Raw genomic sequence first — 21707 nt, 5'->3', positions numbered from 1 at the left:
AAAAAGGCCGGAACCGAGGAATAAGTTCCGACCTTTTCTGCGAGGCGGCCTGAGGGCGAACAGCAGACCGTCTTTACTTCGTCAGATCACGACACAGCCAGGATCAGCTGCGTTTGCGCGATTGACCACTTCACCTAGACGATAAACCTTTTCGCCTTCAGATTCAAAGGCAGAGACAGCGGCGTCAGCGGCTTCAGCCGGAACGATCACAACGAGACCGATACCGTTATTGAAGACGCGGAGCATTTCGTCTTCGGCCACATTGCCTTCCTTCTGCAGCCAGTCGAAAATCGCCGGACGCTTCCAGGAGTCGCGGTGAATCACGACCTGCGTGCCTTCAGGCAGAACGCGCGGCACATTTTCCACGAGACCGCCGCCCGTGATGTGGGCCATCGCGTGGATCGGCACCTTCTTCATCACGTTCGCGACCTGCTTGCAGTAAATGCGGGTCGGCTCCATCAGACGGTCGGCAAGCGTCGCGCCGTCAAACGGCATATCCCAGGAGGCACCGCTCACCTCAACGATCTTGCGGATGAGGGAGAAGCCGTTGCTGTGGGGGCCGGAGGAGGCAAGACCGAGAACCACGTCACCGGGCTTCACCTTGCTTCCGTCAATAATCTGGCTCTTCTCAACCACGCCGACCGCGAAGCCCGCGAGGTCATACTCGCCTTCCGGATACATGCCCGGCATTTCAGCGGTTTCGCCGCCGATCAGAGCGCAGCCAGCGAGTTCGCAGCCGTGAGCGACGCCCTTCACGACACGCTCCGCGATGCTGACATCCAGCTTGCCGCAGGAGAAGTAGTCGAGGAAGAAGACGTTCTTCGCACCCTGCACCAGAACGTCATTCACGCTCATCGCCACCAGATCCTGACCGACCGTATCGTGACGGTTCAGCTTGAAGGCGAGCATCAGCTTCGTGCCGACGCCGTCAGTGCCGGACACGAGGACGGGTTCCTTGTATTCCTTGCTGATTTCGAAAAGTGCGCCGAAGCCGCCGATGGAACCGAGAACGCCCGGGATCAGAGTACGCTTGGCAAAGGGCTTGATGCGCTCAACCAGTTCGTCTCCGTTATCAATGGAAACGCCGGCTGCATCATAGGAGAGTTGAGTCATGAGTAGAAATGTCTCAAAGAAACATGAGAAAAGGTGGGCGCGCTAAACTTCCGTTTATCGCATTACCCTCATTCTAAGAGATTTTATTCGATGCATCCTCAGACGGAGGGGTAGTTTTTGCCCTGCGTCCCCCGGATATTCATTCATGGAACAAGAGCAGCTCACTCTGAACTTGCAGATTAGACCTGCGCCGAGCCTCGATAATTTCGCTGTCGGAGACAACGCGGAACTGGTGTCCGTGCTGCGTACGATGGCGGAAACCGGCTCCGGCCCTCAGTTTCTGTATCTGTGGGGCGAGACCGGGGTCGGCTGCACGCACTTGCTCCATGCCATGGATCCTCTGGCCGGCGTCGAGCGGGTTCCCGCTTTTTCCGAGAGCCGCCTGATTTATACCGTGGATGATGTTGAGGAGCTGGGAGAGGATTCTCAGCAGAAACTCTTTGAACTGATGAACGACGTGCGCAGTCATTCTGACGGCGGCCCGTTCGGGCAGTACCGTCTGATTACGGCAGGAGATCTTCCGCCGCTTCAGATGAAGGGAAGGCCGGACGTGATTTCACGTCTTTCCTGGGGACTCGTGTTTCAGGTGCATCCGCTCACCGATGAGCAGAAAGATGCGGCGCTCAGAAAACTCGCTGAAGAGAGCCGGATTGATCTGCCCGATGACGCGCGTCAGTGGATGCTGGAACACCTTCCCCGCGATATGGGAACGCTTTCCGAAGCGCTCTTCGAAGTGGAGCGCTTTGCGCTCGGAGCTTCAAAAAAGATCACCCGTACTCTGCTGCGTCAGTGTTTTCCTCCAAGGAACACCGCTGTGCGTGAGGAGTCCGCTCCTAAAATGGTGACCGACTGACTTCAGGGGGACCGGTTGCGGCTAGAAGCCCTCCCGGGTGACCGCCAGAAGATAGATGCTTAATAAAAATTATTCAAAATGGCTGTTTTGCAGAAATTTGTGCGTAAAGTAAAAAGTCTCCTTGGCGGTTCCGCCGGCGGAGTTATTCAGAAGACTCCCCGGATCATTCCCGCCTCAGTGCATGGGATCCGGCCGGAGCTCGTCGCCTGGCAGGCGATCCGGACCTGTGAAGCGCTTCAGCGCCGCGGCTTCAAGGCTTATGTGGTGGGCGGCGCCGTGCGCGACATGCTGCTTGGCGTCAAGCCGAAGGATTTTGACGTCGCGACGGACGCGACGCCGGAAGAGGTGAAGGCCTGCCAGAAGCGCGCCATCATCATCGGCCGGCGTTTCCGTCTGGTGCACGTGATTTTCGGACGTGAAGTGATTGAGTGCGCCACGTTCCGTTCGCTGGATACCGAAGGCGTGAGAAAGGACGCCGCGGGCCGCGTGATTTCCGACAACATCTTCGGCGAAATGTGGGAAGACGCGGCGCGCCGTGACTTCACGATCAACGCCCTCTACTACGATCCGTCGACGCAGGAAGTGCTCGACTATCACAACGGCTACGAGGATCTGAAGGACAAGTGCCTGAGGATCATCGGGGACCCTGAGGAGCGCTACCGCGAGGATCCGGTCCGCATGATGCGCGCGGTCCGCATCGCCGCGAAGCTCGGTTTCCGGATCGATGAGTCGACCCGCCGTCCGATTCCGAAGATGGCCTATCTCCTGAAGAATGTGCCGGACGCGCGTCTTTTTGACGAAATCATCAAGCTCCTCACGAGCGGCCACGCCGTGGCCTGCGTTGAGGCGTTCCGGAAGGAAGGGCTGCATCACGGGCTTCTGCCGGTGCTCGACATGATGAATACGGAGTCCGCGGGCGAAAAATTCATGATGCTCGCGCTCGAGCGTACGGATGAGCGGATCAACGCGGGGAAGAAGACCTCTCCCGCGTTCCTCTTTGCCACGCTCCTCTGGCCCCAGACGCTGCGCCGCTGGGAGTCCTTCGAGAAGAAGGGCAAGAGCCGCGCCCAGGCGCTCTACGAGGCATGCGATGTGGTGCTGAAGACACAGTGCGAAAAGCTCGTGATTCAGCGCCGTTACATGGCCGATATCCAGATGATCTGGATGCTGCAGTACCGGTTCGAGCGCCGCTTCGGCAAGATGCCGTTCGCTCAGGTGAACCATCCGAAGTACCGCGCGGCCTACGACTTCATGCTGCTCCGGAGCCAGAACGGTGAAGTGCCGGTCGAGGTTGTCGAGTGGTGGAAGAACTTCTATGAGGCGGATGAAGCGGGCCGCCACGAGATGATTGAGCAGGCGGAGAAGGAAGCGCGCGGCGCGGGCTCCAAGAAGCGCAGCCGCCGCCCGAAGAAAGATCCGACGTCGGGTGATCTCGCTCTGAATCCGGTTCCGGGCCAGGGTCCGAAGCCGCGCGACGAAGAGTATGAGGATGACTCACACGGCGGCCGCGGCCGCCGCCGGTCACGCCGCCGCCGTCCGGCGGCGCCCGAGGCGCCGATCGGATTCTTCGTCCCGGCGCCTTCAGACCGCAAACTGACGCCTCAGAAGCGTCCCCCCCGCCGCACGCAGCGAGATCCTGATATTCAGGAGGGCTGATCCATGGCGCACGAAACGGAGGCCGTGATCGGCCTGGGGGCGAATCTCGGGAACCCCGAAGAGGCGCTCGGAGAGGCGCTGAGGCGGCTCGACAAGGTGCCGGGGGTTCGTGTCGAGCGGGTAAGCAGTCTCTACCGTACGGCTCCGATCGACGCGACGGGTCCTGACTACACGAATGCCGCGGCGGTGCTCGCGGTGACGATTCCGGCGAAGGACCTGCTTCACGCGATGCAGAAAATTGAGCTTGATCTCGGACGCGTCCGCCCCGCGGGCGTTCATAACGCCCCCCGGACGATCGATCTCGATATCGAGCTTTTCGGTGACAGCCCGATTGATGAGCCGCCGGAACTCGTGGTGCCGCACCCGAGAATGCATGAGCGGCGCTTTGTCCTTGAGCCGCTTCATGAAATCCGGCCTGATGCCGTCATTCCGGGACTTGGACCTGCGGTCAGATTTCTGACGCTTGTGCAGGATCAAAGGCTTGATAAAATAAGCGACTTTCATTGGAAAGGGGCCTGACCCCGATCCCCGGATGCCGGCGCCTGACGCGCCGGCTTTCGGCATTCAAAGGAGAAAAGAGATGAGGCTCGAAGACCTGTTCTTTGCCGGACTTTTGGTCCTTCTCGTTCTTATTGCGGCAGGGTTCGTGAAGCTCTGCCAGAAATACCGGGAGCATTAATCATGTATGGCGATCCGAGCTGGGTGTACTGGATGGCAGGCATTGCGGCGGGACTGGCTCTCGTCTACCTGATCGTCGTGCTTTTCAACGCGGAACTTCTGGATTAACCGGAGAGAAGAATGAATACCACGTCCGCGGTTTTGCTTCTCGTCGGGCTCTTTGCTGTGATTTTCACGCTGAGCGTGCCGATCGGGATCTACATGAGCGCGGTTTTCGACGGAACGCTCTCGCAGAAATTCCCCTGGATGTACCGGGTGGAGTCCATTTTTCTCTGGCCTCTCGGGAAATCCGGCCGTGAGCCGATGGACTGGAAGGAGTACTGCGTTTCGCTCATCGCGCTCACCGTAGTGGGCACGGTGATTGGGTACTTGATCTTCCGGTTTCAGGGCTATCTTCCCTATAACCCGCTGAATTTCAAGGGGCTGGCCCCCGATCTCGCCTTCAATACGGCGGTCTCCTTCTCCACAAGCACCACGTGGCAGGGATACGACTGCGAGAACGTGATGAGTCTTTTCTCGCAGGCGTTCGGCCTCTGTACGCTCACCTTTCTCAGTTCCTCAACCGGTGTTGTGGCGGCCTTTGCTTTCGCCCGCGGCCTGATCCAGAGCCGCGATCCATCGCTCGGGAACGCCTGGGAAGACATGGTGCGCTGCGTGCTGTGGCTCTTCCTGCCGCTCGCCGTAATCTGCTCAATCATTGCCGTGTGGCAGGGCTGCACGCAGACGTTTGACGCGATGACCGTCGTGAAGACGATCGAAGGCCCGATTCAGAAGATTGCCGTGGGTCCGGTGGCAAGCCAGGAAGCGATCCGGGTGCTCGCGGTCACGGGAGGCGGCTTTTTCAGCGCGAATTCGGCTCATCCCTTTGCCGCACCGACCGCGGTGGTCTGCATGATCCAGATCATCCTGATGCTGCTCATGGCGGCAAGCCTTGTCTTTGCCTATGGCCGGATGACGGGAAACGTGAAATCCGGCTTCTCAATTCTCTTTGGCATGATGGTGCTTTTTATCGGGGCCTTCATGCTGATCGCCTGGTCAGAAAGCACGGCGAATCCTCTGGTGACAGAGCTTGGCGTATCGCACGGGCTCGGGAACATGGAGGGGAAGGAAGTCCGCTTCGGCACGCTTCTCACGTCGCTTTTCGCGACAGGGTCGTCCGCAAGCGCTGCCGGATCCTCTGCCGGGTCATTTGACTCGATGATGCCGATCGGCGGCGGTGTATCGCTCTGGCTGATCCAGGTGGGTGACGTGATTTTCGGCGGCTCCCGCTCCGGTCTCTACACGATGCTCGGGCTTGCGATCGTCGCGGTCTTCATTCTCGGTATGCTGGTCGGCAAAACGCCCCGGTATCTCGGGAAGCGGATTGATGCCTATGACATGAAGATGGTTTGTGTCTCGCTTCTGATGCCTTCCATCTGCACGCTGATCGGTACGGCCATTGCCTGCCTCACGCCTCAGGGCGTTGACGCGGTTTCCGCACCGGGTCCGCACGGTTTCACGCAGATCCTTTTCGCCTTCTCCTCAGTTTCGAACTTCAATGGGTCTTCCTTCGGAGGACTCGCGGCGAACGATTTCTTCTACAACACTGCGCTCGCGATCTGCATGTGGATCTGCCGAATGGTGACGCTCACCGCGCTCCTCGCGATCGCGGGCAATATGGCGTCCAAACCCCGTCAGATGAATTCCGTTCAGGCGATCCAGACGGATGGCCCGGTCTTCTCCTTCATGTTCATCATGGTGGCTGTGCTGCTCTCCATGATCACTTTCTTCCCCGCGCAGTCGCTCGGTCCGATTGTTGAATCGATCCAGCTCTTCTGGGGCTATCACTCGTAAGGGAGAGAAACGAAATGGATCGGGAAAACCAGTCGCTTACGCGCCACCTCTTCACGCCGCGCCACATCCTGCACGCGATGTGGCTCGCGCTCTATCGTCTGAACCCCGTGGCACTCATGATGAACCCGGTGATGTTCATCGTGTGGATGGGCGCCGTGATTGTTACGGTGCTCACGGTTTACGAACTTATCTTTCCGCACTCGTATCCGAGGCACGCCCACGACATCTTTTTCTCGATGTCACTCATGATCTGGCTCTGGATCACGCTCTGGTTCGCGAACTTCTCGGAAGCGCTTGCGGAGGAGCGGGGCCGGGCGCAGGCGATCGCGCTCCGCGGCACAAGGCGTGAGATTCTCGCGAAGCGCATCAAGTCAGTGGACGATGTGACGTCGCCTGAACTTGTGCTCGCCGAGAACTTGAAGAAGGGTGACCTCATTCTGATTGAGCCGGGGGACGTGATCGCGGCGGACGCTGAGGTGATTGACGGGGTCGCGTCTGTCGATGAGTCCGCGGTGACAGGCGAATCGGCTCCGGTGATCCGTGAGCCGGGCGGCCCGAATTCCGCGATTGTCGGCGGCACTCGTGTGCTCTCTGACCGGCTGATTGCGAGGATCAATGTGGAACCGGGGGACTCCTTCCTCGACAAGATGATTTCGATGGTGGACGGCGCGCGGCGGCGCCGGACGCCGAACGAAGTGGCCCTCACGATCATGCTGATCGCTATGACCGTGATCCTCCTTCTCTCCTGCGCGACACTCGTGCCGTTCTCGCTCTATGCCTCTGAAATGGCGTCCCGCGGGGCGCCGGTCCGCGTGATCACGGTGGTCGCGTTCCTTGTCTGCGTGGTGCCGACCACGATCGCAGGTCTGCTGTCCACGATTGGCGTTGCCGGCATGAGCCGCATGCTGAAAGCGAACGTGATCGCGATGTCGGGACGCGCGATTGAGGCAGCGGGTGACGTTGACGTGCTGCTGCTTGATAAGACCGGCACGATCACGGTCGGTAACCGCGAAGCCATTGCTTTCGTGCCGCTTCAGGGCGTGACGGTCGCGGAGCTCGCGGCGGCCGCGGCCGCCGCGTCGATCGCGGACGAAACGCCTGAAGGCTACTCGATCACGCGGCTTGCGAAAGAGCGCTACAACGTGCAGATCGATATCAATTCCTTCAAGGGCGCGAAGTTTGTCGCGTTCAGCGCCCAGACCCGCATGTCCGGGCTCGATCTCGGAGACCGTAGCATCCGTAAGGGTGCCATGTCCGCGATCAGCGCCTGGCTACGGCAGAAAGGGATGGCGCTTCCGAAAGAGGCTGAGCAGAAAGCGATCAGCATGGGCCGCCGCGGCGCGACCCCGCTTATCGTCGCTGAAAACGGCCGGGTTCTCGGTATCGTGGAACTGAAGGACGTGATCAAGACCGGTATCCGGCAGCGGTTCAATCAGCTGCGGAGCATGGGTATCCGGACTGTGATGCTGACAGGCGATAACCGCTATACGGCAGCCGCGATGGCAGCCGAGGCGGGGCTTGATGACTACGTGGGTGAAGCGACCCCGGAGGATAAGCTTCGGATCATCCGCCGCTATCAGGCCGAGGGGAAACTCGTTGCCATGACGGGTGACGGAACGAATGACGCTCCGGCGCTCGCGAAGGCGGACGTCGCGGTCGCGATGGGGAACGGCACGCAGGCCGCGAAGGAAGCCGGGAACATGATTGATCTCGACTCAAGCCCCACGAAGCTTCTCGACATTATCGATATCGGCAAGCAGATGCTTCTCACGCGCGGCGCGCTCACCACGTTCTCCGTGAGCAACGATATCGCGAAATACTTTTCCATTATTCCGGCCGCCTTTGCGACGACTTATCCTGAGCTTTCCGTGCTGAACGTGATGCATCTTTCGTCACCGGAAAGCGCGGTGCTGTCGACCGTGATCTTCAACGCGCTCATCATTCTGCTGCTGATCCCGGTCGCGATCCGAGGCGTCCACTACAAGGCTTCTTCCCCGATCAGGCTTCTGCGGCGAAATGTCGTGGTGTACGGTTTCGGCGGCCTGATTGTGCCGTTTGTGCTGATCAAGGCGATTGATATGGCGCTGGCCTATCTCGGGATCTTCTAGGAGCAAAGGCCATGGTTCTGAAAGCAGCGAAAAACGCGATCATCATCTTTCTCCTTCTCGGGATTGTCTGCGGTGTCGGTTACCCCGCGCTGGTCACCGTGATCGCTCAGAAAGCTTTCCCGGAGCAGGCGAACGGGTCGATCGTCTATAAGGACGGGAAACCGGTCGGAAGCCGCCTGATCGGGCAGGAGTGGACTCAGCCGAAGTACTTCTGGGGGCGCCCGAGCGCGATCCCGGGGGGCGCGAATAACGCCATGACGTCGACGAGCTCGAATGACGGTCCGACGAGCCCCTGGCTCATCAATAAGGTGCGCGACCGGGTTGCGGCGCAGCGTAAGGCGAACCCCGACGCGAAGGGACCGGTGCCGCAGGATCTCGCGACAACCTCCGCCTCCGGGCTTGACCCGGATATCACGCCCGAAGACGCGCTCTGGCAGGTGGAGCGCGTGGCGAAAGCGAGAAAAATGAAGAAGCAGGATCTCGAGAAGCTCGTGCACGATATGACTGAGGAGCCGTTCCTCGGTTTCCTTGGGGAAGAGCGCATCAATGTTCTCGCGCTCAACATGGAGCTTGACAGGCGAGCGGAGCAGATCCGGCAGAGCGAGAAGAGCGGCAAGAGCGGAAAGCGCGGAAAGCGCCGCTAGACCGACTAAAAGACTGACAGAGAGGAGGCATGCACCATGAGAGACGATACCGAAGAGAGACCCGATCCGGACGCGCTTCTGGCCTCCATACAGAAGTCTGAGGATGAGAGCGGCCGAGGGAAGCTGAAGATCTTCTTCGGCGCCTGCGCCGGGGTTGGCAAGACCTACACGATGCTCACTGAGGCGAAGGCGCAGCTGAAGGCTGGGGTCGACGTTGTGGTGGGACTCGCGGAAACCCATGGCCGCGAGGAAACGAGTGAGCTGCTGGACGGCTTTGAGATTCTTCCGAAGCGGACCGTTCAGGGCCGCAGCAACCTTCACGAATTTGATATTGAGGCGGCACTGAAGCGCCACCCGCAGCTCCTCGTGGTGGATGAGCTCGCGCACTCCAATCTCCCCGGGAGCCGCCACGCGAAGCGCTGGCAGGATGTGGAGGAGCTGCTCGAAGCCGGGATCGATGTATACACCGCGCTTAATGTCCAGCATCTCGAGAGCCTGAATGACGTGGTGGCCGGCATCACCGGGATCACGGTCCGCGAGACCGTGCCGGACCGGATTTTTGATGAAGCCTGGGAAGTGCGGCTTGTCGATATTCCGGCGGACGAACTCCTGAAGCGGCTGGACGAAGGGAAGATCTATCTCCCGAATATCGCGGCACGCGCCGCGCATAACTTCTTCCGGAAGGGGAACATCATCGCGCTCCGCGAACTCGCGCTCCGCCGCACGGCGGACCGCGTGGACGCTCAGATGCGGGCGTATCGCCAGGAGAGCGCCATCGCGACCGTGTGGGAAGCGCAAGACCGGCTGCTCGTCGCGATCGGCACGAGCACCGACAGCGCGCGTCTCGTGCGTGAAACGGCGCGTCTCGCGAACCGCATGAAGGCTGAGTGGATCGCGGTCCACGTGGAGGATCCTTCGAGACCAGACAGTGAAGAGAAGAAGCGGGTATTCGATGTGCTGAATCTCGCCGGTCAGCTCGGAGCCGAAACCACGGTGCTTTCAGGGAGCGATCCGGTCGCGGTGATCGCGGAGTACGCGCGGCGCCGCAATGTGACGAAGATCGTGCTCGGCGCGAAGCCCCGCTCGAAATTCGCGATTTTCCGCGCGGGGGTCGCCGATAAGCTTCTTACCCGATACCCGGATCTCGACGTGGTGCAGATCGCGCTCGAGGATTCCAAGACCCGCGAGCGCTCGAAGTGGCTGAATGGTGAAGGGAACGCCCCGGCGATCAATTACCTCTGGGCAACGATCGCCTGCGTGGCGACGCTTGTCGCCACCGCGTTCCTGCTCTCCATCTTCGAGCCCGCGAACGTCATCATTCTGATTCTTCTGATGGCGGTCGCGGTGGGCGCCGTCTGGGGCTGCGGGCCGGCCGCCTGGGCGGTGTTCCTCGCGGCGCTCGCGTTTGACTTCTTCTACGTGCCGCCGATTCTGAAGTTCACGACGAATAACACGCAGTACATCTTCACTTTCTTCCTTGTCCTCATCACGGCGGTCTATGTCGGTCTGATGTCAGGGAAGCTGCGCCGCGAGGCGGATCTCGCCTGCGTGCGTGACTTCCGGAGTTCCGCGGTGGCGGAGCTCGCGAAGGAACTCACGAAGTCGATCACGGTGGAACAGGTGGCGGAAGTGGTGCAGCGTCATCTTTCGCCGCTCCTTCAGGCCGATATCTCGCTTGGGTTCCCGGATCACGATGACCGGCTGAGCTTCAAGTCGAAGAAACTCCCCGATATTGAAGTGGCGCAGTGGTCTTACGACCACTCGCAGGAAGCGGGGCTTGGAACGATGACACTCTCAGCCGCGAAGGAACGGATGATTCCGCTCCTCACGAGGCGGCGCTGCTGGGGTGTGATGGCGCTCAGTCCGACCGGTGCCCTGACGTTGGAGAACCCCGATACAAAGCGGCTGCTTGACGCCTGCGCGGTGCAGGTCGCTCAGACCATAGAGCGAATCGAGTACTCAAATATCGCGAAAGACGCGATGATCCGCGGAGAAGCCGAGAGGATGCGCGCGACGCTGCTTGGCGCCGTGTCCCGCGATATCAGCCTTCCGGTGAACTCGATTCTGAAGACCACGGAGAAACTCCTCCCTGAGCTGCTCGGGAGCCCGTACTCCGCCGCGGTCTCTTCTATTCAGGGGCAGGCCGCGCTGCTTCGCCGTCTCACCGGGAACCTGAAGGAGATGGCGCGGCTGCAGGCCGGGAACGCGGAACTCGATCTCGCGCAGACCGATATCTCGCAGCTCATCACGGAAGCCGCGGGACAGTTCTGGAGCATTGATTCCGGGAAGACGATTCAGACGGATGTGTCCTCTGATCTCCCGAAGGTCCGGATCGACCGGTCGCTTATCATGCGGGCGCTCGAGAACCTGATCGATAACGCGGAAAAGTATTCCCCGAAGGGAACGCCGGTTGAGATTTCGGCTCAGGGGAAGAATCATGGGGTCGAGATCGTGGTGCGGGATCACGGAAAGGGCATTCCGCAGGGCATCAAAGCCTTCGCGGCTGAAGTGGCGGCAGGGGAGGCCACCTCTGCGCCTCCCGCGGAAAGCGGGGAGCGGAAGGCGGGGCTTGGGCTCGCCCTGGTACGCGTGATCGCAGAGGCGCATCACGGGAAGGTGTCCGCCGCGAATATGCCGGACGGAGGCGCGGCGGTGAAACTCTGGCTTCCGGAGCAGGGGCCTGAGAAGGCGGCCTGAGAAAGCCAAAAATAAGGGCGATCCGACGGATCGCCCTTTTTTTTACCTCTGGGGCAGCGGTGCCCTGGGTGTCAGATGTCAGTCTTTGCGCCCGCAGACCGCGGTGGCAATGTTCGTGAAGACTTCAAAGCCCGGCTTCAGGTTCACCGTGTCCTGGATATCGAAATCCGGACGGTGGTGCCCCTTGTTCTCGCAGCCAAAGAGGAAGAAGCCCGGGTTCCCGCCATGCTCCGCGACCCGGCGCATGAAGAGCGTGCAGTCTTCGGATCCTCCGCAGTGGTGGATATCCTCCACGGTGACACCGGGAACCGCCTCAGCCGCTTTCCGCATCGTCTCCATGGCCTCCGGCGTTGTGACGAGCGTCGTTGCCTGACCGGTCTTGATGAGGTCATACTTCACGCCGAGCATGTCGGCCGCGCCTTTCACCACTTCCTGAGCGCGGGAGAACATGAATTCGTTTGCTTCATGCGTGGAGCCGCGGACCTCGCACTCCATGTGAGCGTGAGCCGGCGTGATGTTGCGGCCTTCACCGGCGTCAAGACGGCCGACGGACACCCGGGTGTCGCCTTCTGATGTGCGGGAAATGGCGTTCAGCATGATCGCGGCGTTCGCGGCGGCAAGGAGCGCGCTGCGGCCGGCCTCAGGCTTTGCGCCGGCGTGAGACTGAATACCGGTGAAATTCACATCGAACTTCGTGGTCGCGAGGTAGCCGTCCGCGCAGAGCTGGATATGGCCGGTCTTCGCGGTGACACCGACGTGAGCACCGAAGAACCAGTCGACATCATCAACGACGCCGGCTGCCACCATGGCGCCCGCGCCTCGCGTCCCTTCTTCAGAAGGCTGGAAGATCAGCTTGATGCGGCCGCAGAGCCGATCCTTGTTATCCGCGAGCCAGTGCGCAACACCGAGGCCGACCGCGGTGTGGGAGTCGTGGCCGCAGGCGTGCATCTTGCCTTTGAAGGTCGAGGCGAAGCCTTCACGCGCGGGCAGATGGTCAGAAGCGGGATCCGTGATCTCCTGAATCGGGAGCGCGTCCATATCGTGACGGAAGGCGAGCGTCGGACCGGGGCGGCCGGTGTCGAGAATACCGACGCAGCCTGTGTAGCCATCCATGCGGCTGAGGAGCTCCTCCGGAACACCGGCCTCACGGGCACGGGTGATGGCTGCTTCAACCGCTTTCGGATCACGCCCGAGAACCGCGTCAGGATTCACCACTTCGCGTCCGAGATGAATTTCAAAACCGAGTTCGGTGAGTTTCTTCGCGACGATCGCGGTGGTTTCGAATTCTGTCCAGCCAAGCTCCGGACGCTTATGAATACGGCGCCGGGTTTCGATCATTTCGGGTACGTAGCGGTCAAATGCATCTGCCATCTTCGAGTCTCCTTCCAGTTGAAATTCCGGTGAAACCGCCGGACTGAAGCGGATCTAGTGTCCGCGTATCAGTCTGTATTGTGACGTCTGCTGTTTAAAATAACGGGTAAAACCGAAGTCATGTATATCTTTTGCAGCGGAAGTCCGGACGATATCCGTATACTTCGGGCGAAAGGAGAGGAGGGAAGATGGGTAACGGCGTACCGCTTTACGAAGCAGCGAAACGGAAGATCCTGAAGCGTCTGGAGACACGCGAGTGGCTTCCCGGGGCGAAGCTGCCGCCTGAAGGCGAGCTCTCGCGCGAACTCGGAGTCAGTGTCGGAACGCTTCGTCACGCGGTGGGGGAACTCTGCGACGAAGGCATTCTCTGGCGGCGCCAGGGCTCTGGCACCTATGTCCGGTCCTATCGGGACGGAGGCGCGGGCTTCTGGAACCGTTTTCAGCCTTTCCAGACCCGGGATGGGATGCCGATGATCATGGTGGACCGAAAGGTTCTGTTTCTGGAAACCATTCCCGCGGGAGACGAGTTCTCTGTCCGTCTTCGTCTGAAGAAAGATGACCCCGTGATTCATGTGTTCCGTCACCAGATCGATAAAAACGGCGAATTTCAGGGGATCGATGAGCTTTATCTGCGGGGAGACTATTTCAAGGGGCTGACATTCGAGCGGTTTGATAAGAATCTGGAGCCGGATGAATCGCTCTACAGCTTCTACGAGCGGGAGTTCGGGGTTGAGATTGTGGAGACCTCGAACTTTATTGCCTGGGATATCGGGACAGAGGAACTCGCGAAGCGCCTTCTCGCTCCGAATATCGCCAATATGCCGCTGATTTTCTATAAACGGGTCTCGAAGACCTATGGACATATTCCGGTGGAGTGCCGTGTTATCCGGGGAAAAGCGTCTGATGTCCAGCTCTCGTTTGATATCACGAGATAAATGTCTGAAGGGTACGGGAAGCCTGGCCGCGGAATGCGGCAGAGCGGAAGAGAATGGGAAAAATCAGATGGTGCCCGGGGAGGGACTCGAACCCTCACGATGTTTAGTCGGCGGATTTTGAGTCCGCTGCGTCTACCATTCCGCCACCCGGGCAATGTGACAATGCATGATGCAAAGACGTCATATTATGCCAAAAAAGGTTTCTCTTTGGTCCAAACCGCAAAAAAAAGGGGGCGGCCGTCTGTCCACGCCGCCCCTAAAAGAGATACCTGAAAACCAGCAGAGAGGAGAAGCTCTGCCGATCCAACTGCTTAACCAGTCCCGACCCCGTGGAACTGATGAGCCAAATACTATCACCAATTGAAAATAATTCTCATTTAACGTTTGAGAAGATTTGACATCTGTCAAATTTACGTCTCTCTCTGCCGAAATCTGCCCACTGCGTATAATTCCACGTTTCCTTTCTTTATCTGGCCAGTCAAGCCATGACAGAACAATATCTATCTGATTTTGATTTCGATCTTCCCGAAGAACTTATTGCCCAGTTTCCGCTGGAACAGCGCGACAACTGCCGGCTGCTGCATGTAGTGCCTGAGGGCGGATACGAAGATCTCCTTTTCCACGACATCAAGAAGCTCCTCCGCCCGGGCGATCTCCTCGTCATGAACAACACGTTCGTGATCAAGGCTCGTCTCCGCGGTCACAAGGCCACGGGCGGCGCAGTTGAGGCTCTGATTGAGCGCGTGACCGGAGAGAAGAGCGCGATCGCGATGATGCGCGCGAGCAAGTCCCCGAAGGCGGGGACGGAAGTGATTTTCGAGAACCACGAGGGTGAGAAGCTCCCGGTGAAGGTGGGTGAGCGCGAGGGCGAGTTCTTTGAGCTCGAGTTCCCGGATGCTGTGCTGCCGCTTCTTGATAAGTTCGGCAGCACGCCGCTGCCTCCTTATATTGAGCGCGACGCGAACGCGAAGGACGAGTCGACCTATCAGACGGTTTACGCGAAGATCCCGGGCGCGGTGGCCGCGCCGACCGCGGGTCTGCACTTTACGCGCGAGCTCCTCGATGAACTGAAGGCAGAGGGGATCGACGAAGCGTATGTGACGCTGCACGTCGGCGCCGGCACCTTCCAGCCGGTCCGTGAGGAGAAGCTTTCTGAGCACAAGATGCACTCCGAGTGGTACTCGGTGTCGCCTGAAGTGGCGGCAAAGGTGAATGAGACGAAGGCGAAGGGCGGCCGCATTGTGGCGGTCGGCACCACGTCGCTCCGCACGCTTGAAGCCGCGGCAGTGGCTCCGGGCCGGATTCAGTCCGGTGCCCGCGATACGACGCTCTTTGTGACCCCGGGTTACAAGTTCAATACGATCGACGCTCTGATCACGAACTTCCATCTCCCGAAGTCGACTCTCGTGATGCTCGTTTCCGCCATCGCGGGCCGCGAGCGGATCCTTGACGCGTACCGTCACGCGATTGAAAACAAATATCGGTTTTTCTCTTACGGGGACGCCATGTTCCTCGAAAATGCCCCCCAGGCCAAATAACGGAGGACACGCCCGTGGCGCTATCTTTTAAAGTTCTGAAAACGTCGGGCAAAGCCCGCCGCGGTGAACTGCACCTGAATCACGGCGTCGTGCAGACGCCGATCTTCATGCCGGTCGGCACCTGCGGCACCGTGAAGTCGATGACGCCGGAGGAGCTGAAGGACAACGGTGCCCAGATCATTCTGGGCAACACCTTCCACCTCTGGCTCCGTCCGGGGCTTGAAGTGGTTGGGCTCCATAAGGGGCTGCATGACTTCATGCACTGGGATCGTCCGATCCTGACCGATTCGGGCGGATTCCAGGTCTTCTCGCTTCGCGGTATCCGGAAGATCACCGAGGAGGGCGTGAAGTTCGCCTCCCCGATCGACGGCCGGCGTCTTTTCCTGTCGCCTGAAGAGTCGATGCGGATCCAGACTGTGCTGAATTCCGACATCGTGATGCAGCTTGACGAATGTACGCCGTACGAAATCGACGGCAAGCCCGCGACTGAGAAGCAGGCGGCGGATTCGATGCGCATGTCGCTTCGCTGGGCGAAGCGCTGCAAGGACGAATTCAACCGCCTCGGGAACCCGAACGCGCTTTTCGGCATCGTTCAGGGCGGCATGTATAAGCACCTGCGCGAAGAGTCGCTTCACGGACTCGTCGATATCGGTTTTGACGGCTACGCGGTGGGCGGCCTCTCGGTCGGAGAACCGAAGGCTGAGATGAACCGGATCGAAGAGGAGATCGTGAGCCAGCTCCCGGACGACAAGCCCCGCTACCTGATGGGTGTCGGTACGCCTGAGGATCTGGTTGAAGGCGTCTCCCAGGGCATCGACATGTTCGACTGCGTGATGCCGACCCGGAACGCGAGAAACGGCTGGCTCTTCACCCGCTACGGCGACGTGAAGATCAAGAACGCGAAGTACATCAAGGACCTCGCGCCGCTCGATGAAAGCTGCGACTGCTACACCTGCCGCAACTACGATCGGTCGTACCTCCACCACCTGCACAAGGTGGGTGAGATTCTCGGAGCCCGTCTGAATACGATCCACAACATTCACTTCTATCTCACGCTGATGGCTGAGATGCGCGACGCGCTCGAGAAGGGAACGTTTGAGGAGTGGAAAGAGCAGTTCTACCGCGACCGCGCCCGCGGCGTCGGCTGACGCTCCGCACTCTGAAGGGCCTCCCCGGCTGGCACAGCGGGGAGGCCTATTCCTTTATAATCAGCTGATTGATTTCCGGCCGGGGGACTGTACCCTTTTCGGCTAATGAATAAACAAGGACTTGAGACCTCATGTTTCTGATTTCTGATGCTCTCGCGGCGGACGCCGCAGCCGGCGGTGCTTCCGCCGCTCTTATGCAGTTCCTGCCCCTCATTCTCATCATCGTCGTTTTCTGGCTCTTCCTGATCCGCCCGCAGCAGAAGCGCGCGAAGGAACACCAGAAGATGGTCGAAGGTCTCAACAAGGGCGATGAAGTGATGACCGCCGGCGGCATCATGGGCAAGGTCGCTGATCTCGACGAACAGAACGTCAAGATCCAGATCTCGACCGTCGAAGGCACCCCGGTGACGATCGTCATGGCCCGTCAGACCATCGCGAACGTGCTCCCGAAGGGAACCGTCAAGTTCTGAGAAGCCGGTTTCGCGCAGGACAGATTTATTGAGGAAGCCTTTCCGGGCTTCCTGAGGCAGGCCCTGCTCACGCTGGATACAGCGCCCGAGCGGGTCTGCATTATTCTTTATGCCCGGCTTATCAGGCCGGGTTTTGGGTAGTCAAGATGAATCGTTATCCCATTTGGAAATACCTCATCATCCTGTTTGCCCTCGTCATCAGTATTCTCTACACGATCCCGAACTTCTTCGGCGAGTCGCCTGCTATTCAGGTCTCTCCCGGAAAGGCGACGGTGAAGGTAACGGATGCCACCATGGCGAAGGTTGAGGACGCGCTGCGATCCGCAGGAATCAAGCCTCAGGCCGTCCACCTGGATGCCGGCAGCCAGCAGTCGAGCGCCAGCGTCCGCGTGCGTTTCGGCGTGACGGACTCCGAGCTCCAGCTTCAGGGCCGTGAGGTGCTGGAACGGGCTCTGAACCCGGATCCGACGAACCCGGATTATGTGATCGCGCTGAACCTCGTGCCGAACACTCCGGAATGGCTCTCGGCGATCGGCGGCAAGCCGATGTACCTCGGTCTTGACCTTCGCGGCGGCGTGCATTTCCGTCTCGAAGTCGATATGAAGGCCGCCATTCAGAAGCGTATTGACTCGAACGCGGCCGATATCCGCACGCAGCTCCGCGATAAGGACATCCGCAATAACGGCGTTGACCGCTCCGGCGACACGATCGTGATGCAGTTCCCGGATGAGAACTCCCGCGATAAGGCCTTCGATCTGATCCGCGGCACCGATCCGGATCTCGCGCTTGAAGACCGTCAGGACGGCGGCAACTATCAGATTGTTGCCCGCATGACCGATAAGGCGATCCGCGACGTTCAGGACTACGCGATCAAGCAGAATATCTCCACGCTGCATAACCGAATCAATGAACTCGGCGTTGCGGAGCCTGTGATTGCCCAGCAGGGCGCGACCGGCATTGTGGTTGAGCTGCCGGGCGTGCAGGATACGGCGAAGGCTAAGGACATTCTCGGCCGTACGGCAACGCTCGAAATCCGCATGGTGGATGACACGCCTGAGGCTTATACCCAGATGGCATCCGGCACGGTTCCGTTCGGTGACGAGGTCTTCACTGACCGCGAGAACCACCAGGTGCTCGTCCGCCGCCGCGTGCTGCTGACCGGTGAAAACCTTCAGGACGCACAGCCGGGCTTCGACTCCCAGACGCAGGAACCGACCGTGAATCTGACGCTCGACAACAAGGGCGCCCGGATCTTCAAGGAAGTGACCCGCGATAACGTCGGCAAGCGCATGGCGATCATCCTCTTCGAGAAGGGACACGGCCAGGTGGTGACGGCCCCAGTGATCCGTCAGGAAATCGGCGGCGGTCACGTGCAGATTTCCGGCGCGATGACGACGATCGAAGCGACGGATACGGCTCTGCTGCTGAGAGCCGGTTCACTCGCGGCTCCGATGGAAATCGTGGAAGAACGACTTGTCGGCCCGAGCCTCGGCCAGGCAAACATTGCCGCGGGCTTCAAGGCGTCGATCTACGGCTTCATCGTGGTGTCGATCTTCATGATGATGTACTACGAGGTGTTCGGCATCATTTCAGCGATCACGCTGCTTTTCAACGTGATCCTGATTGTTGCCATCCTCTCGATGCTGCAGGCAACGCTCACGCTGCCGGGTATCGGCGCTCTCGCGCTTTCAATCGGTATGTCCGTCGACTCGAACGTGCTGATCAACGAACGTATCCGAGAGGAACTGAGAGCCTGGAGGACGCCTCAGGTGGCTATCAAGGAAGGTTATGACAGAGCCTTCGCGACGATTGTGGACTCGAACGTGACGTCTCTCATCGCCGGTATCGCTCTGCTGATCTTCGGCTCCGGTCCGATCCGCGGTTTCGCTGTGGTGCACTGTCTCGGTATTCTGACCTCGCTCTTCACGGCGGTGTTTGTCTCCCGCGGTCTTGTGAATCTGGTCTATGGCCGTCAGAAGCACCTGAAGAAGATTCACATCGGCAAGATCTGGCGCCCCGACCCTCCCAAGAAGGTTGCCGGCACCGGGTCCGCGGGTAAATAACCGAACGGATCAAGGAGATAAATAATGGAATTTTTCCGCATTCGCCGAACGATCCCGTTCATGCACTATTCGCTGTACCTGAATATTGCATCGGTCATCATGTTCTGCCTCGCTGTGTTCTTCCTTGCGACGAAGGGGCTTGCCTTCTCGATTGAGTTCACGGGCGGCACGAACATTGAAGTGACGTATCCGAGCGCTGCTGACACGGATCAGATCCGAAAGGTTCTGGCTGAGAAGATCTCGCCTGAGGTCTCCGTGCAGAACTACGGTACGGCCAAAGACATCCTGATCCGCGTGCCGCTGAAGGGAAATGAAACCTCCGGCCAGCAGGCGAAGCAGGTGATGGATATTCTTTCCGCCCAGACTCCGGGCGTGAAGCAGCACTCCGTCGAGTTTGTCGGTCCTCAGGTGGGCAAGCAGCTCGCCACTGACGGCGCCACCGCTCTCGCGCTTGTCTGCTTGGGCATCATGATCTACCTCGCGTTCCGGTTCGAGTGGAAGTTCTCAGTCGCCGCCGTGATCGCGAATATGCATGACTTGGTGATTGTTGCCGGTCTGTTCGCGTTCTTCCAGTGGGAGTTCTCACTGCAGGTGCTGACCAGTCTGCTCGCCGTGCTCGGTTACTCGGTGAACGAGTCCGTGATTATTTTCGACCGAGTGCGTGAGCACTTCCGGACGATGAGAAAGGCGAGCACGGTTGAGGTGATTAACTCAGCTATTACCGCGACGATTTCCCGTACGGTGATCACCCATTCCTCAACGCTGTGCATGACGCTGTCGATGTATTTCTTCGGCGGCCCGGCGCTGCACTACTTCGCTCTGGCTCTGACGGTCGGTATCTGCTGCTCGGTTTACTCTTCCGTGTTCGTTGCGGCCGCTATCGCCATGTACCTGAAGGTGAAGCGTGAAGACCTCGTGCACAAGGTGAAGAAGGCTGAGATTTCCGAAATGGTTCCGTAAGGAATCCGCTTTCTGAAAGACTCTGATCTTCAGATTCCCGGTCTGGTTTTTCCAGCCCGGGAATTTTTTACCCGTAAGGCGGCAGGAAGCGGACCCCGGAGACGGATATCCGCCGAACCCGGGATTGGCGCGGCGGAGAGCCCCCTTTGAGGGCGGAAAGAGCGCGGAGCAGGGGAGGATTAAGGTTTGGTCAGGCAGGAGGTCCCCTGAAGCCGTCTGAACCCGATTGCTTCACGTTTTGAAGGAAGGGGGCGAGGCGGTGCTCCTGATGGAGGCATCAAAAAAGCCGCTTTCCGGATTGGAAAGCGGCTAAAAGGAAAGAAGACTTCGTAAGGAATCAGGACTGCTTTCCGGATTCCTCATCAGGCTTCACTTCGACCGCGTCCTTCACATCCGACGCGGCGGCTTCGTGCACGGTTTCGGCGGCGGCCGCTGTGGCAGCGGCAGCACCTGCGACAGCCGCTTCAGCGGTGCGGAGGATATCCGCGAAATACCCATCCATCTCAAACGGGAGGCGTTCGGAGCGGATCTGGATCCCGATCGTATCCCAGAGGATCAGAAGGAGACGCGGGATCAGCACGACAACGCCGTAGAGAATGAAGAGACGCGGGAGCCAGGAGGCAGCGGGCGCGAAAGCGGCAGCCGCGGCGGCTGAGGTTGTAGCGGCGTCCTGCAGACGGTCGAGACGCATCGCGGCCACCGTGTTCACGTCCGGCAGCGGGCCGAGATTCAGTGCCGCGGGGATCCAGCCAAAGAGGGTATTGAAGATATCGCAGACGTTATCCGGCGAATTATGCAGCCCGACGATATCCCAGCCGATCAGATAGTTGTGGCCGAGACCCCGGACGATGATGCTGGAAATCACGCCGGCCGTGAAGGCGAGGAACGCCCAGTGCAGAATGCGGGCGATGCGGAACTGGGAGAGTCTCAGAACGGTCGGAGTCCAGATTTTCAGGAACGCCTGACGGATACCGGAGGTGATGATCTTCGGGGCGAAGAGTCCATCGGAAAGTTTTGCGAGTGTCGTGCGGAGCGGGAATTCGATATGACGGCGCCGGACAATGCTTACGAGCTCCAGGATGATGAGCGCCGCGTAGAGGAAGAGGCTCCACCCGAAGATAAAGAGATAGATCGGTGAAAAGAGATTGATCTCCGCGCCGGTTGAGAGGAACCGTTCACCGAAAGCGCCGAGCAGGTAGGAACCGAGAATGAGGCAGAGCGCGACAAGCGATCGGGAGCCGTAGTTCAGCTTCATCGTGAGAAGCGTCGGGGAACGTTTCGACATCCGGGAGAAGGCGAGCGCGGCGCGCTTCTGGATGAAATCCGACGCCTTGGAGCCCGGAGTGGTTTCCCGGCTCAGCTCCGCGGTGATCTCTTCAGCCTCGGTTTTGGACCAGTACTTGCCGCCCGCATCCGAGGTTTCGATTGCCTTCACGAGACTCACCATCCTTGCTGTGTTGTAGGGATAGCGGAGTTTTTTCAGTTTGCTTTCAGAGAACAAAGCCATTCTTCGGTTGCCTCAAAAGAAATAAGGTTCCGTACGGTCCGGGCGTGAGCCTCAGACCGTATGGTCAGCAGCTCGATTTTATCAGGATTGCCCCGCGGTTCTGCCTTCTTTTAGCGGCGGAATCAATCCAGGG

General features: G+C 59.5%; 16 protein-coding genes and 1 tRNA gene. 13 read left to right on the top strand and 4 right to left on the bottom strand.

All coding sequences use genetic code 11. The features are described 5' to 3' along the window. Positions 1-81 precede the first annotated feature (81 nt). The gene (gene purM, locus M4NBBH2_RS01915) at positions 82-1113 is read right to left on the bottom strand and encodes a phosphoribosylformylglycinamidine cyclo-ligase (protein WP_022443446.1); all 1032 of its coding nucleotides are present in this window, start codon (positions 1111-1113) and stop codon (positions 82-84) included. Between the two features lie 172 nt (positions 1114-1285). Between purM and M4NBBH2_RS01910 the strand changes: the two genes are divergently transcribed. The 7 genes from M4NBBH2_RS01910 to M4NBBH2_RS01880 all read left to right on the top strand — a co-directional run bounded on the left by M4NBBH2_RS01910 (position 1286) and on the right by M4NBBH2_RS01880 (position 11582). Beyond that, positions 1286-1966: an HdaA/DnaA family protein gene (locus M4NBBH2_RS01910; RefSeq protein WP_160117834.1), complete on the top strand. Its 681-nt coding sequence runs from the start codon at positions 1286-1288 to the stop codon at positions 1964-1966. Between the two features lie 99 nt (positions 1967-2065). Then, positions 2066-3622, top strand: a complete 1557-nt coding sequence (gene pcnB, locus M4NBBH2_RS01905) for a polynucleotide adenylyltransferase PcnB (protein WP_235005612.1) — start codon at positions 2066-2068, stop codon at positions 3620-3622. Between the two features lie 3 nt (positions 3623-3625). Next, the gene (gene folK / locus M4NBBH2_RS01900) at positions 3626-4141 is read left to right on the top strand and encodes a 2-amino-4-hydroxy-6-hydroxymethyldihydropteridine diphosphokinase (RefSeq protein WP_116269489.1); all 516 of its coding nucleotides are present in this window, start codon (positions 3626-3628) and stop codon (positions 4139-4141) included. Positions 4142-4420: 279 nt separating this feature from the next. Beyond that, complete coding sequence (gene kdpA / locus M4NBBH2_RS01895; RefSeq protein ID WP_116269488.1) at positions 4421-6133, top strand: potassium-transporting ATPase subunit KdpA; 1713 nt, start codon at positions 4421-4423, stop codon at positions 6131-6133. A 14-nt stretch (positions 6134-6147) separates the two neighbouring features. Continuing rightward, a complete protein-coding gene (gene kdpB / locus M4NBBH2_RS01890) occupies positions 6148-8241 on the top strand; it encodes a potassium-transporting ATPase subunit KdpB (protein WP_116269487.1) in 2094 nt (697 codons plus the stop codon). Positions 8242-8252: 11 nt separating this feature from the next. Then, a complete protein-coding gene (gene kdpC, locus M4NBBH2_RS01885) occupies positions 8253-8885 on the top strand; it encodes a potassium-transporting ATPase subunit KdpC (protein WP_116269486.1) in 633 nt (210 codons plus the stop codon). A 36-nt stretch (positions 8886-8921) separates the two neighbouring features. After that, positions 8922-11582, top strand: coding sequence for a DUF4118 domain-containing protein (locus M4NBBH2_RS01880; protein WP_116269485.1), 2661 nt, complete (start codon positions 8922-8924; stop codon positions 11580-11582). 78 nt (positions 11583-11660) lie between these two features. Here M4NBBH2_RS01880 and M4NBBH2_RS01875 read toward each other — a convergent pair whose 3' ends face one another. Further along, positions 11661-12953, bottom strand: coding sequence for an amidohydrolase (locus M4NBBH2_RS01875; RefSeq protein ID WP_116269484.1), 1293 nt, complete (start codon positions 12951-12953; stop codon positions 11661-11663). Between the two features lie 188 nt (positions 12954-13141). Between M4NBBH2_RS01875 and M4NBBH2_RS01870 the strand changes: the two genes are divergently transcribed. Continuing rightward, positions 13142-13888: a GntR family transcriptional regulator gene (locus M4NBBH2_RS01870; protein ID WP_116269483.1), complete on the top strand. Its 747-nt coding sequence runs from the start codon at positions 13142-13144 to the stop codon at positions 13886-13888. A 68-nt stretch (positions 13889-13956) separates the two neighbouring features. On the opposite strand, the gene M4NBBH2_RS01865 is transcribed toward M4NBBH2_RS01870, so the two are convergent. Beyond that, positions 13957-14041: transfer RNA gene (locus M4NBBH2_RS01865), tRNA-Leu, on the bottom strand. Between the two features lie 332 nt (positions 14042-14373). Here M4NBBH2_RS01865 and queA point away from each other — a divergent pair. From queA to secF, 5 genes are all read left to right on the top strand, one after another. Further along, a complete protein-coding gene (gene queA / locus M4NBBH2_RS01860; protein ID WP_049687365.1) occupies positions 14374-15426 on the top strand; it encodes a tRNA preQ1(34) S-adenosylmethionine ribosyltransferase-isomerase QueA in 1053 nt (350 codons plus the stop codon). A 14-nt stretch (positions 15427-15440) separates the two neighbouring features. Next, positions 15441-16574 carry a tRNA guanosine(34) transglycosylase Tgt gene (gene tgt, locus M4NBBH2_RS01855; protein ID WP_022443479.1) on the top strand — a complete coding sequence of 378 codons (1134 nt, stop codon included), beginning with the start codon at positions 15441-15443 and terminating at the stop codon, positions 16572-16574. 131 nt (positions 16575-16705) lie between these two features. Then, positions 16706-17044, top strand: coding sequence for a preprotein translocase subunit YajC (gene yajC / locus M4NBBH2_RS01850; protein WP_049687364.1), 339 nt, complete (start codon positions 16706-16708; stop codon positions 17042-17044). Positions 17045-17190: 146 nt separating this feature from the next. Further along, positions 17191-19107 carry a protein translocase subunit SecD gene (gene secD, locus M4NBBH2_RS01845; RefSeq protein WP_116269482.1) on the top strand — a complete coding sequence of 639 codons (1917 nt, stop codon included), beginning with the start codon at positions 17191-17193 and terminating at the stop codon, positions 19105-19107. A 24-nt stretch (positions 19108-19131) separates the two neighbouring features. After that, positions 19132-20067: a protein translocase subunit SecF gene (gene secF / locus M4NBBH2_RS01840; RefSeq protein WP_116269481.1), complete on the top strand. Its 936-nt coding sequence runs from the start codon at positions 19132-19134 to the stop codon at positions 20065-20067. A 337-nt stretch (positions 20068-20404) separates the two neighbouring features. Here the strand turns inward: secF and M4NBBH2_RS01835 are convergent, their stop codons facing one another. Further along, positions 20405-21574: a DUF2868 domain-containing protein gene (locus tag M4NBBH2_RS01835; RefSeq protein ID WP_116269480.1), complete on the bottom strand. Its 1170-nt coding sequence runs from the start codon at positions 21572-21574 to the stop codon at positions 20405-20407. Positions 21575-21707: the final 133 nt, after the last annotated feature.

The organism is Mesosutterella multiformis (assembly GCF_003402575.1).
In the GTDB taxonomy this organism is placed as follows: domain Bacteria; phylum Pseudomonadota; class Gammaproteobacteria; order Burkholderiales; family Burkholderiaceae_F; genus Mesosutterella; species Mesosutterella multiformis.
Note: the sequence above shows the minus strand (reverse complement) of the source record. Positions and strands in the feature narration are given on the sequence as shown.

Coding starts and splice junctions, on each gene's coding strand:
- purM (WP_022443446.1), bottom strand. CDS start 1,113: ATGACTCAACTCTCCTATGATGCAGCCGGCGTTTCCATTGATAACGGA.
- folK (WP_116269489.1), top strand. CDS start 3,626: ATGGCGCACGAAACGGAGGCCGTGATCGGCCTGGGGGCGAATCTCGGG.
- kdpA (WP_116269488.1), top strand. CDS start 4,421: ATGAATACCACGTCCGCGGTTTTGCTTCTCGTCGGGCTCTTTGCTGTG.
- kdpB (WP_116269487.1), top strand. CDS start 6,148: ATGGATCGGGAAAACCAGTCGCTTACGCGCCACCTCTTCACGCCGCGC.
- kdpC (WP_116269486.1), top strand. CDS start 8,253: ATGGTTCTGAAAGCAGCGAAAAACGCGATCATCATCTTTCTCCTTCTC.
- M4NBBH2_RS01880 (WP_116269485.1), top strand. CDS start 8,922: ATGAGAGACGATACCGAAGAGAGACCCGATCCGGACGCGCTTCTGGCC.
- M4NBBH2_RS01875 (WP_116269484.1), bottom strand. CDS start 12,953: ATGGCAGATGCATTTGACCGCTACGTACCCGAAATGATCGAAACCCGG.
- M4NBBH2_RS01870 (WP_116269483.1), top strand. CDS start 13,142: ATGGGTAACGGCGTACCGCTTTACGAAGCAGCGAAACGGAAGATCCTG.
- queA (WP_049687365.1), top strand. CDS start 14,374: ATGACAGAACAATATCTATCTGATTTTGATTTCGATCTTCCCGAAGAA.
- yajC (WP_049687364.1), top strand. CDS start 16,706: ATGTTTCTGATTTCTGATGCTCTCGCGGCGGACGCCGCAGCCGGCGGT.
- secD (WP_116269482.1), top strand. CDS start 17,191: ATGAATCGTTATCCCATTTGGAAATACCTCATCATCCTGTTTGCCCTC.
- secF (WP_116269481.1), top strand. CDS start 19,132: ATGGAATTTTTCCGCATTCGCCGAACGATCCCGTTCATGCACTATTCG.
- M4NBBH2_RS01835 (WP_116269480.1), bottom strand. CDS start 21,574: ATGGCTTTGTTCTCTGAAAGCAAACTGAAAAAACTCCGCTATCCCTAC.